Below are 12,413 nucleotides of genomic sequence, written 5' to 3' on the forward strand. Positions count from 1 at the left end.
CGGAATCCATTGGGCCGCGTGCGCTGACGAGAGATGGATTCCGGGTTCGCGCTGATGCGCGCCCCGGAATGACGGAGAAACAAATCAGTTGCGCGGCAGCTTCGCCTTCAGCCGATACAGCGCGTCCATCGCCTCGCGCGGCGTCATCTCGTCGGGATGCAGCGCCTTGACCGCGGCGATCAGCTCTTCCGCTTCCTTCGACATCGCAGGCTCCACGGCCGCGCGCGACGGCACCGCGAACAGCGGCAGGTCGTCGACCAGCGCACGCGCGGTCTGGCCGCGGTCCTGAGCCTCCAGCTTCGCCAGCACCGATTTGGCGCGGCTGATCACCGCCGGGGGGAGACCGGCGAGCTTCGCCACCTGAATGCCGTAAGAGCGGTCGGCCGAGCCGGGCAGCACCTCGTGCAGGAACACCACGTCGCCCTGCCATTCCTTGACCCGCACCGTGGCATTGAACAGCCGCGGCAGCTTGGCGGCGAGGGCTGTCAGCTCATGGTAGTGCGTGGCGAACAGCGTGCGGCAGCGGTTGCTCTCGTGCAGATGCTCGATCGCCGCCCAGGCAATGGAGAGACCGTCGAACGTCGCGGTGCCGCGTCCGATCTCGTCGAGGATCACGAGCGCGCGCTCGCCGGCCTGGTTGAGGATCGCGGCGGTCTCGACCATCTCGACCATGAAGGTCGAACGTCCGCGCGCGAGATCGTCTGCGGCGCCGACGCGCGAGAACAGCCGGTCGACGATGCCGATGCGGGCGCGGCTCGCCGGCACGAAGCTGCCGATCTGCGCCAGCAAGGCAATCAGCGCGTTCTGACGCAGGAAGGTCGATTTACCCGCCATGTTCGGACCGGTGAGCAGCCACAGCTGGCCGCTCTTGTGTCCCGGCGTCGGCGACAGGTCGCAGGAATTGGCGATGAACGGCTGACCCTCGCGCTTCAGGGCCTGCTCGACCACCGGATGGCGGCCACCTTCGATGGCAAAGCCGAGCGAGCCATCGACCTCGGGCCTGACGTAGTTGTCGTCGACCGCGAGCTTGGCGAGGGCGGTGGCGACATCCAGCATCGCAAAGCCATGCGCGGCGGCGCGCAGATCGTCGCCGATCGCGAGCGCGGCCGCATACAGCCGGTCGAAGATCTCGAGCTCGAGATTGAGCGCGCGCTCGCCGGCATTGGCGATCTTGGCCTCGATCTCGCCGAGCTCCGACGTGGTGAAACGCACCTGGCCGGCCAGCGTCTGGCGATGGATGAAGGTCGCGTTCAACGGTGCCGTCATCAGCTTGTCGCCGTGCTGCGCGGTGACCTCGACGAAATAGCCGAGCACGTTGTTGTGCCGGATCTTGAGCGCCTTGACGCCGGTCTGGTCGGCGTAGCGCGCCTGCATCGAGGCGACGACGAGCCGCGAGGCGTCGCGCAGATTGCGCGTCTCGTCCAAGGTCGCATCATAGCCTGATCGAACGAAGCCGCCGTCGCGCTTGATCAGCGGCAGCTGCTCGTCGAGCGCGCGGGCGAATTCGTCGGCCAGCGCGCGCGCCGGCCGCGCCAGCGCGGCCATCACCGAGGCGATCTCCTGCGGCGGCTGGTCGAGCGCCGACAGCCGCTCCAGCGCCTGGTCGGCGGCGAGGATGCCATCGCGCAGAGCGGCGAGATCGCGCGGGCCGCCGCGGCCGACCGAGAGCCGCGCCATCGCGCGGGTCATGTCGGGCGCGCCGCGCAGGATCGAGCGGATGTCCTCGCGCGCGGCGCTATCGGCAACGAAAACGTTGACCGCGTCGAGCCTTCGCCCGATCTGCGCGGGCTCGGTCAGCGGCGCAGCGAGGCGTTGCGCGAGGAGGCGCGAGCCGGCCGAGGTCACCGTGCAGTCGATGGCGTCGAGCAGCGAGCCGCGCCGCTCGCCGGCGAGCGTGCGCGTCAATTCGAGATTGGCGCGGGTCGCCGGATCGATCGCCATGGTGCTGCCGGTCGCCTCGCGCGCTGGCGGCGCCAGCGGCGGGCGCTGGCCCACTTGCGTGCGCTCGACATAGGTGACGCAGGCAGCGGCGGCGGTCGCCTCCAGTCGCGACAGCACCGCGAGCCCGTCCATGGTCGCGACCGCGAAATAGTCGCACAGCCGCCGCTCTGCGGTGGCGCCGTCGAACACGTCGCGGGTCAGCGGCGTCACGGCGGTGAGCTCGCGCAGCACAGGCTCGAACGCCGCGTCCGAATACAGCGCGTCGGAGACGATGACCTCGTTCGGGTTGATACGGGCCAGCGTCGCCGTGAGCTCGGCAAAGGCACATTCGGTGACGATGAAGTCCGAAGTCGAGATGTCGATCCAGGCGAGCCCGAGCCGGTCGCCGCCGGACGAGCCGCGGCTGCGCGCGATCGCCAGCAGATAGTTGTTGGCGCGCGCGTCGAGCAGATTGTCTTCCGTCAAGGTGCCCGGCGTCACCACGCGCACCACGCCGCGCTTGACCACGCTCTTGTTGCCGCGCGCCCGCGCCGCCGCCGGATCCTCCATCTGCTCGCACACGGCGACGCGGATGCCTTGCGCGATCAAGCGATGCAGATAGTCCTCGGAGCGCTCCACCGGCACGCCGCACATCGGGATATCCTGGCCCAGGTGCTTGCCGCGCTTGGTCAGCACGATGCCGAGCGCTTTCGAGGCGACCTCCGCATCCTCGAAGAACAGCTCGTAGAAGTCGCCCATCCGGTAGAACAGCATCAGCCCCGGATGCGCTGCCTTTATGTCGAGATACTGCTCCATCATCGGCGTGAGCTTGGCCGGCGCCTCGGCGGGCGCGGTGTCAGGCGGAACCGGGGCGGAGATGGGTTGCTGGATCGTCATGGCGCGGAAACTAGCCAATTTGCCCGGACGGTCCTACCGCTTTGCAGGCGATGTCCCGGTTTTCCACGATGGCGATTCTTGCCCTGATCGACCGCTTGTGAGGGGCGCCGCTCTCTCCTCTCGTCATTCCGGGCCGTGCGCAGCACGAACCCGGAATCCATCGTGCGGCATCACGCGCAGCCGGATGGATTCCGGGCTCGCCGCGCTGCGCGCGCCGCCCCGGAATGATGGCGAGTGTGGCGCGACGGTGTTCGCCAAACTTGCGGTTCGGGCAGTGAAAGTCGTTGCGCCTCCCCCGCGCTTGTCCGCCGTAGCTCGAGGAGCGAAGGCGGATGCGGGGGAGGTCGTATCGCATCGAAGATGCGATACGGGTGGGGGACGTCTCTCCACACGACGAGTGGCGCTTGGGGCGGCCCCCACCCCAACCCTCCCCCGCAAGCGGGGGAGGGGGCGCACCGTGTGCGGGGAGACGGTGTGCGCACGCCATTGTCGGCGCATAGCACCCCGCGTCCCCGTCATTTGACCTGCCTCCAGGGCACTCCTAAAACCGCCGTCAATTCTGACCAGAAACACGAAAGTTCGGGAGAGAGCGATGCGAGACGTGTTCATTTGTGATGCGGTGCGGACTCCGATCGGCCGCTTCGGCGGCGCGCTGGCCAAAGTGCGCACCGACGATCTCGCGGCCACCCCGCTCAAGGCGCTCAAGGCGAAGCATCCCAATCTCGACTGGGCTGCCGTCGACGAGGTGTTCTTCGGCTGCGCCAACCAGGCTGGCGAGGACAACCGCAACGTCGCGCGCATGGCGCTGCTGCTCGCGGGCCTGCCGGATTCCATTCCCGGCCAGACCTTGAACCGTCTCTGCGCCTCCGGTCTCGACGCGGTCGGCGCGGCGGGACGTGCGATCCGCGCCGGCGAGGTCGATCTGGCGATCGCCGGCGGCGTCGAATCCATGACGCGCGCGCCGTTCGTGCAGGGCAAGGCGACCGAGGCGTTCTCGCGCTCGGCCGAGATCTTCGACACCACGATCGGCTGGCGCTTCATCAATCCCTTGATGAAGCAGCAGTATGGCGTCGACTCCATGCCGGAGACCGGCGAGAACGTCGCCGAGGAATTCCAGGTCTCGCGCGCCGACCAGGACGCGTTCGCGATCCGCTCCCAGCAGCGCGCTGGAAAGGCGATCGCGTCGGGCTATTTCGCCGCCGAGATCACGCCGGTCATGGTGCCCGGCGGCAAGGCCGGCCCTGTGACGGTGGACAAGGATGAGCATCCGCGCCCCGAGACCACGCTCGAAGGCCTCGCCAAGCTGAAGCCGATCGTGCGCAATCCCGGCACGGTCACGGCCGGCAACGCCTCCGGCGTCAATGACGGCGCCGCCGCCATGATTCTCGCCTCGGAAGCGGCGGTGAAGAAGCACGGCCTCACGCCCCGCGCGCGCGTGCTCGGTCTCGCCTCCGCCGGCGTGCCGCCGCGCATCATGGGCATCGGCCCGGTGCCGGCGGTGCGCAAGCTGATGGAGCGGCTCGGCCTGAAGATCAGCGATTTCGACCTGATCGAGCTCAACGAGGCGTTCGCCTCCCAGGGCATCGCCTGCCTGCGCCAGCTCGGCGTCGCCGAGGACGCCGATTTCGTCAACCCGCATGGCGGCGCCATCGCGCTGGGACACCCGCTCGGCATGAGCGGCGCGCGCATCGCGATGACCGCGGTGCACGGCCTTGAGGTGCGCGGCGGCAAGCGTGCGCTGGCCACGATGTGCGTCGGCGTCGGTCAGGGCGTCGCGCTGGCGGTCGAGATGATCAACTGATCCCAAACCCTCATCCTGAGGAGCCCGCCTCTTGGCGGGCGTCTCGAAGGATGAGGCCCGGCACTGGCCTCATGGTTCGAGACGGCGCTTCGCGCCTCCTCACCATGAGGGGAAACAGCGGAGAGCGCCGCCATGACCATCTCCCGCGAACAGGACGTCACGCCGGCCGTATTGGCGGTGATGGAGCGCACCGAGAATCCGCGGCTGCGCGAGATCATGGTGTCGCTGATCAAGCACCTGCACGGCTTCGTCCGCGATGTCAGGCTGACCGAGGCGGAATTTCGCGAAGCCGCCGCCATCATTGCCGAGCTCGGACAGCGCACCAACGACACGCATAACGAAGTCGTGCTGATGGCCGGCTCGCTCGGCGTCTCGCCGCTGGTCTGCCTGCTCAACAATGGCGATGGCGGCAACACAGAGACGGCGCAGTCGCTGCTTGGCCCGTTCTGGCGGCTGAATTCGCCTGTTACCGAGAACGGCGGCTCGATCGTGCGTTCGGCGACGCTGGGTCCGGCGTTGTTCGTGCACGGGCGCGTGGTCGATCCGAAGGGCGCGCCGATTGCCGGCGCCGAGGTCGACGTCTGGCACGCCTCGCCGGTCGGCTATTACGAGAACCAGGATCCGGAGCAGGCCGACATGAACCTGCGCGGCAAGCTCGTGACCGACGCCGACGGCCGCTTCTGGTTTCGCTCGGTGATGATGGTCGGCTACCCCATCCCGACCGACGGCGTCGTCGGCCGTCTCCTGAAGGCGCAGGGCCGCCATCCCTATCGCCCGGCGCATCTGCATGCGCTGATCGTCAAGCCCGGCTTCAAGGTCCTGATCTCGCAGGTCTACGACCCCAACGACCCGCACATCGACAGCGACGTGCAGTTCGGCGTGACCAAGGCGCTGCTCGGCAACTTCATTCGCCACGATGCGCCGCACCCGACGGAGGTCGATATCACCGCGCCCTGGTACTCGCTCGATCACGTCTACCGGATGGAAGCCGGCGACACCGTACTGCCGCGGGCGCCGATCAAGTAGCGCTCAACGACTTCCATGCTAGTGTGGGCCAGGCTGCAACCCTGAAGGGATAGGGCCCGCATGGCCTCAACCGACTTGCCCTCCGCTGCCGAGCCTGCCGCGTTGACGGCCACGATGCGCGACGCGGGCGTGCTCGATTCTGGCACGGTGTCGGATGTCACCGTGATCAGCGACCGCCCGATGCTGGTGTCGCGCATCATCCGTCTTGGGCTGACCTATGATGGCGCCGCGCCGGATGCGCCGAAGACGCTGATCCTGAAGACCCCGCTGCCGGCCTTTGCCAAGACGCTGTGGCAGGGCGGCCGCCACGAGGTCACCTTCTATCGGGAGCTGGCACGGGTCATGCCGCCGCGCCTCGTGCCGGGCGGCTTCGGCGGTGCCTGGGACGAAGGCGCCATGACCTGGCACCTGCTGCTGGAGGATCTCACCGACACCCATCGGATGGCGACACAATGGCCGCTGCCGCCGACCGTGCCGGACGCCGAGCGAATCGTGCGCGCGCTGGCGCGGCTGCATGCGGCGTGGTGGGACGATCCGCGGCTCGGCGTGAGCGTCGGTAGCTTCGCGACACCAGAGCAGACGGCGGCGAATGTCAGCGAGTTTGCCGGCCACTACGCGCGCTTCGCCGATCAGCTGGGTGACCGGCTGAGCGCAGAGCGTCGCGCCATCTACGAGCGTTTCCTCGCGGCCACGCCACAGCTTCTGGAGCGCTATCATTCGCGGCGAAATCTCAGCATCGCCCATGGCGATGCGCATGTCTGGAATTTCCTCGTGCCCAAGGCCGCAGGCAGCGATGACGTCCGTGTGTTCGATTTCGACCATTGGCGGATCAACGTGCCGGCGCAGGATCTCGCCTACATGATCGCGCTGCATCTCTTTCCCGAGCGCCGCTCCGTCGTCGAGCGGCCATTGCTCGACTGCTATCACGAGACGTTGGTTGCGCATGGTGTCACCGGCTATGACCGCGCGGCGCTCGATCGGGACTATCGTTACGCCGTGCTGTGGCACATCACCAAGCCGGTCTGGCAATGGGCGATCGAGATCCCGCCGCTGATCTGGTGGGCTCATCTGGAGCGCATCTTCCGCGCCATCGACGACCTCGGCTGCCGCGATCTGCTGGACTGATCGTCCCGACATCCACTGAGGTCGCTGCACGTCAGGCGTGTTCATCGCGACGTTGCACGTCAATGCCGTGCTTTTGGCGCTGCCGTTATCAGCCGTCTTAACGATCACCAGAGATTGTTCATCGGCCTTAAACCGCCGGATGGGGGCGGCGCGACATATCTGCATGTGCACGGCGTTCGGCGTGGTCACGGAAAGGTGCGGCTCCCCAGGGGTAGAGGGTGGCTTGCGAAAGCACGAAAATAGTGCTTTGATGTTCCTCATGGCCGGAATTTACGATCAGGCTGTTCGCTACCGTCTCGTCCCCAACTCCGAGGCGCGGGCGGCGATCGAGGCGACCTTCGCCGATTATGCCCGGATGATGGACATGCTCGACGAGATCGCTGCCGCCAAAGGCATCGGCGCCAATCTGGTCGCGCTGCACGGCCATGCCTATGGGCCGGTCCGCAAGGCCACCCGGCTGCCCTCGCGCCTGGTCACGCTCGGCCTGCGCGACCGCGCCGCCTATCGCGCCGCATCGACCCCGCGACTGCCGCTCGACGACCGCCTGGTGAATGTTCGGGACGCCGGCACGCTGTCGCTCGGCACCGCGCTCGGCCGCTTCACCATCCCGTTCGAGGTCACCGGCTATGCCGCGGGCTGGACGCACGCGACGCCGGCGCAACTCGTCCGCACCGATAATGGCGACGTCGAAGTCCGTTTCGGCGTCACCGCCAGCTCACATCCGACCATCAGCCCAGGAAAGGACCACGTCATGCTCGCCGAACACGCGCCGGCTCCCGACACGCTCCTGTCACGCGCCGGGCGCCTCATCGCCGGCATCGCCTATGGAGCGATCGAAAAGGCCGAGGACAAGAACCGGGTCGCGCTGGTCAGCCAGGCGATCCGCGAGATCGAGCAGGCCGAGCGCGAATCGCGCGAGAGCCTGTCGCATGCGCGCGCCGAGGAATATCGGCTCAACGCCCGCCGCGCCGAGATCGAGCGCGAGACGACCGTGCTGGCTGAGCAGATCCGCGTCGCCATCGCCGAGCACCGCGACGATCTCGCCCGCGCCGGCATCGCCCGGCAGATGGATCTCGAAGCCCAGTTCGAGGTGCTGTCGAAGGCGATCGACGAGAATGCCGAGCGCGTCGATGCGGTGCTCACGACGCTGCGTGCGATCCTGTCGAGCCTGCAGGACGCGCAGGCGCGTCTCGTCGAGCTCGAGCGCAGCGAGGCGCTCGCCGAGCAGCCGAAGGCCACATCGCGCAAGTCGGGCGATACCGGCCTCGCCAGGGCCGCGCGCGCCTCCCGCGTCATCGCCCGCGCGACCGGCGTGCCGGAAGGCATCGCGCCGTCGCCCGACATCGACGAATTGTCGAAGCTGAAGCGCGACAAGGACATTGCCGAGCGGCTGGCACGGCTGAAATCGCATAATTGAACGGGCAGGGGCGCGTCGTCCCATGACCATCGTCGACCATTTCATGCAACCCGAGGTGCGGCCGTTCGCGATCGCCGCCGTGATGATCGTGCTGGTCGGCGGCGTCGAGATCGGCTCGATGCTGATCGGCCTGTCGATCAGCGAGCTGCTCGGCCAGACCGTCGATCTCGGTCACGACGGCGACAGCACCAGCGTCGGTCACGTGCTGTCCTGGATCAATGTCGGCGGTGTGCCGCTGATGATCTGCATCCTGCTCGCGCTCGGCATCTTCTCGATCACGGGTTTTCTCATTCAGGATGCCGCGCGGCTGGTAGCGGTGGCGCTGCCGCCAACGGCCGCGGGCATGCTCGCCGCCGTCGTCACCGTGCCGCTGCTGCGCAGCTCGACGCGCTATGCGGCGCGGCTGGTCCCGCAGGATGAGAGCTATGCGGTCGGCCTGTCCGATCTCGTCGGCCGCGCCGGTGAGGTCGCGGTCGGCCCGCTCGACGGCGGGCTGCCCGGCCGCGTCCGCGTCAAGGACGTCCACGGCAATTGGCACATGGTGACGGCCTCGGCCGCGCCGGACTCACCGGCCTTGCCGGTGGGCGCGTCGGTTCTCCTCGTCGACCGCAAGGACGGTCGCTTCATCGCGATCGCCGCAGCCGACGAGCTCACGAGCTCCAAGACACTTTAGCCCAAGACACTTTCCTCAACCCGAAAGTAAATCCCATGTTTGATCTGGTTCTGCCTGCGTCGATCGGCGTTGTGCTGCTGGTCGTTCTCGGCACTGTCTTTGCCGTTCTCTACCATCGTTCCACCCGCGACGAGGCGTTCGTGCGCACCGGCCTCGGCGGCAAGAAGGTGGTGCTCGACGGCGGCGCCGTGGTGCTGCCGATCTTCCACTCCATCGCGCGCGTGAATCTGAAGACGCTGCGGCTGCGCGTCGAGCGCTCGAAGAAGGATTCGCTGATCACCAAGGACCGCATGCGCGTGGACATCGACGCCGAATTCTACGTGCGCGTGAAACCCGACGTCGATTCGATCGCGCTCGCCGCGCAGACGCTCGGCGCCGTCACCAACAATGCCGAATTGCTGCGCGACCAGGTCGAGGCCAAGTTCGTCGACGGACTGCGCTCGGTCGCGGCGACGATGGAGCTGTTGGACCTGCAGGAGAAGCGCTCGGATTTCGTCAAGCACGTCCAGGCCGCGGTCGAGGCCGACGTGCAGTCCAACGGCCTGGAGCTGGAATCGGTGTCGCTGACCAAGCTCGACCAGACCGACATCTCGTTCTTCAACGCCGAGAACTTCTTCGACGCCGAAGGCCTCACTCTCTTGAAAACGGTCACCGAGACCCGCCGCCGCGACCGCAACGCGATCGTGCGCGACAACGAGGTCGCGATTGCGCAGAAGGACCTCGAGGCGCGCCAGCTCACCCTGACGATCGAGCGCACCAAGAAGGAGGCCGAGCTCAGCCAGGAGCGCGACATCGCCAACAAGACGGCGAGCACCCGCGCCGAGGTTGCGAGCGCCACCCAGACCGCGTGGCAGACCGAGGAGAATGCCCGCATCGAGGCGCAGCAGAAGATCGCCCAGCGCGAAGCCGAGGCATTGAAGGTGCGCGAGACCGCGGCGATCGAAAGCAATCTCGCGATCAACCGCCGCAAGACCGACGCCGACCGCGAGATCCAGATCGCCACCCAGGACAACGACATCCAGATCGCGACCAAGAGCAAGGAAACCTCGGAGGCCCGCGCGGTCGCCAAGGCGGCCGAGGCGCTCGCGGTCTCCGCGGAGGAAAAGGTGACGACGGCACGCGCCATCGAGATCGCCGATCGCGAGCGTCAGACCGCGGTCATGGCGGCGCGGAAAGAGGCCGAGCAGCGCTCGACCGGCATCACCGTTGCAGCCGAGGCCGAGAAGCGCGCCGCGGTCGATCGCGGCGCGGCGGCGAAGACCCTGGCCGAAGCGGAGGCCGAGGCCAACAAGATCAAGGCCGTCGGCGTGCGCCAGATCGGCGAGGCGGAAGCCGCGGTGATCCTGATGAAGAACGAGGCGCAGAACAAGCTCGGCAGCAACGTGATCGATTTCGAGCTCGCCAAGCAGCGCATCGCGACCATGCCCGCCGCGCTCGGCGAGATGGTCAAGCCGATCGCCAACCTGAAGGACGTCCGCATCCTGCACACTGGTGGCGCCTTCGGCGGCAACGGCAATGTCGGCGCTGGCGGCAATGTCGGCTTCGGCGAAGGCCTCGCCGGCGAGCTGCTGCGCGTGCACGCGCTGAAGCCCTTGATCGACGAGATCCTGGTGCAGTCCGGATTCAAGCCCGGCGACGATCCGGTGCAGGCGCTGGCGGGTGTGATCGTGCCGGCCACGGAGACGAATACCGCTGCCGGGCCGAAGATCGAGCCACTGCAGAAGCCGTAAGCAAGACACATGAGAAAGGGAAGCCCCGGGGCTGGGGGCGGCGCTGGAGGAGCCACCGCCCCCGCCCGGCACATCACGAGTGGGGCGCTCATGAGGTGCAGTCTCTGCGCGCAACTCATACGCAGAGAACCGAGTGGGGTGAACAGAAGATAGCCGGAAACGCGCCGGATTGAAGTTACAAATCCATCACGTCGTGGTCACCTTTTTGCTATCCCGGTCCCGCTGCGTCTCAACAGCACGCGAATTTTCCGTCACGGGGAAGCGTCACTCCATCACGGCGTGGTCGGCCGGGGCAGACTGGGCGCGCAGCGCGCTGCGCGTCGAGCCGATCATGACCGCGAGCGGGATCGACACCAGGATGAACGTCATGACCAGCTGGTAGTCGTGCGAGAAGGCCAGGATCTGCGCCTGCACCATGACCATCGCGTCGGCCATTGCGCGCCCGGCATCGGTGGACAGGTTCAACAGGCCGGCGACATTGGGCATCTGCAGGGCGTGATTGAACGGATTGATGTGCTCGACCAGGATCGCGTGGTTGCGCCGCGTTCCCTCGGTGAGCTGCGCGATCGCGATGGAGATGCCGATCGAGCTTGCGACATTTCGCACCAGGGTCAGCATCGAGGTTCCATCCGTGCGCAACGCGCCCGGCAGGGTGAGGAACGCGACGGTGGACAGCGGCACAAAGACGAGGCCGAAGCCGAACCCCTGCATGATGCTGATGGTGATGATCTCGGGCACGCCGGTCTGGTCGGTCCACGCCGTCATCTGGAACAATGACAGCGCCGTCAGCGCCAGCCCGACCACGATCAAGGTCCGCGCCTCGATGTAGCGCAGCAGGCGGCCGACCAGCATCATCGCGACGAAGGTGCCGCAGCCGCGGGTCGCGAGCAGGACGCCGGCGGTGATGATGGGATAGCCGATGACGTTCTGCAGATAGGGCGAGGACAGCGCCATGGTCGAGAACAGCACCAAGCCCATCACCGTCATGAACACGCAGCCGCCGACGAAGTTGCGGTCCTTGAACAGCGCGAACTGGATGAACGGGCGCCGCGTCGTCAGCGAATGCGCCAGGAAATAATAGAAGCCGACGCCGGCGACGATGAACTCGATGATGATCTCGTTGCTCTCCAGCCAGCCCTGATCCTCGCCGCGGTCGAGCGCGATCTGCAGCGAGCCGATGCCGATGGCGAGCGCGGCGAAGCCGAACCAGTCGAAGGTCAGCTCCGCGTTCGGCTTGGTTTCCTCCATGAACGCCATCAGGCCGAGCACGGTCACGGCGCCGAACGGCAGGTTGACGAAGAACACCCAGTGCCAGGAATAGGTCTCGGTCAGCCAGGCGCCGAGCGACGGCCCCATGATCGGGCCGAGCATCACGCCCATGCCCCAGATCGCCATCGCCTTGGCGCGCTCATGCAGCGCGTAGGAGTCGAGCATCACCGCCTGCGACAGCGGCACCAGCGAGGCACCGAACACGCCCTGCAGCAGGCGGAACAGCACCATCTGCGTGATGTCCTGGGCCAGCCCGCACATCACGGACGCGATGGTGAAGCCGGCCGAGCAGACGATGAAGGTGCGCTTGCGGCCGAAGCGGTTGGCGATCCATCCCACCGGCGCGGTCATGATCGCGGCGGCGACGATGTAGGACGTCAGCACCCAGTTGATCTGGTCCTGCGACGCCGACAGGGTGCCCTGCATGTAGGGCAGCGCGACGTTGGCGATGGTGGTGTCGAGCGCCTGCATGATCGTCGCCGTCATTGCGCAGATCGTCACCATGTTCCGGCGCAGGCCCGGAACCGCCGATGAGGCTGCCGGCGCGGTCATGAC

8 protein-coding genes are annotated in these 12,413 nt (G+C 67.2%); 6 read left to right on the forward strand and 2 right to left on the reverse strand.

Annotation, left to right across the window (positions count from 1 at the left end; genetic code table 11):
• Positions 1 to 84: 84 nt before the first annotated feature.
• Positions 85 to 2,817, reverse strand: a complete 2,733-nt coding sequence (mutS, locus tag QX010_RS10105; RefSeq protein WP_316179179.1) for a DNA mismatch repair protein MutS — start codon at positions 2,815 to 2,817, stop codon at positions 85 to 87.
• 592 nt (positions 2,818 to 3,409) lie between these two features.
• On the opposite strand from mutS, the gene pcaF reads away from it, so the two are divergent.
• The 6 genes from pcaF (at position 3,410) to QX010_RS10135 (ending at position 10,589) form a co-directional block, all read left to right on the forward strand.
• Positions 3,410 to 4,618 carry a 3-oxoadipyl-CoA thiolase gene (gene pcaF, locus QX010_RS10110; RefSeq protein WP_315803817.1) on the forward strand — a complete coding sequence of 403 codons (1,209 nt, stop codon included), beginning with the start codon at positions 3,410 to 3,412 and terminating at the stop codon, positions 4,616 to 4,618.
• 132 nt (positions 4,619 to 4,750) lie between these two features.
• Complete coding sequence (locus tag QX010_RS10115; protein WP_316179181.1) at positions 4,751 to 5,644, forward strand: dioxygenase; 894 nt, start codon at positions 4,751 to 4,753, stop codon at positions 5,642 to 5,644.
• A gap of 60 nt (positions 5,645 to 5,704) precedes the next feature.
• A complete protein-coding gene (locus QX010_RS10120; RefSeq protein WP_316179183.1) occupies positions 5,705 to 6,769 on the forward strand; it encodes a phosphotransferase in 1,065 nt (354 codons plus the stop codon).
• A gap of 250 nt (positions 6,770 to 7,019) precedes the next feature.
• Entirely contained in the window at positions 7,020 to 8,186 is a 1,167-nt protein-coding gene (locus QX010_RS10125) for a PspA/IM30 family protein (protein ID WP_316179184.1), read from the forward strand.
• Between the two features lie 22 nt (positions 8,187 to 8,208).
• Positions 8,209 to 8,859 carry an OB-fold-containig protein gene (locus QX010_RS10130; protein WP_316179186.1) on the forward strand — a complete coding sequence of 217 codons (651 nt, stop codon included), beginning with the start codon at positions 8,209 to 8,211 and terminating at the stop codon, positions 8,857 to 8,859.
• 35 nt (positions 8,860 to 8,894) lie between these two features.
• Complete coding sequence (locus QX010_RS10135) at positions 8,895 to 10,589, forward strand: flotillin family protein (RefSeq protein WP_315803813.1); 1,695 nt, start codon at positions 8,895 to 8,897, stop codon at positions 10,587 to 10,589.
• Between the two features lie 264 nt (positions 10,590 to 10,853).
• On the opposite strand, the gene QX010_RS10140 is transcribed toward QX010_RS10135, so the two are convergent.
• The gene (locus QX010_RS10140) at positions 10,854 to 12,410 is read right to left on the reverse strand and encodes a DHA2 family efflux MFS transporter permease subunit (RefSeq protein ID WP_316179188.1); all 1,557 of its coding nucleotides are present in this window, start codon (positions 12,408 to 12,410) and stop codon (positions 10,854 to 10,856) included.
• Between the last annotated feature and the right edge of the window lie 3 nt (positions 12,411 to 12,413).

The organism is Bradyrhizobium sp. SZCCHNRI1009 (genome assembly GCF_032487575.1).
Lineage (GTDB): Bacteria > Pseudomonadota > Alphaproteobacteria > Rhizobiales > Xanthobacteraceae > Bradyrhizobium.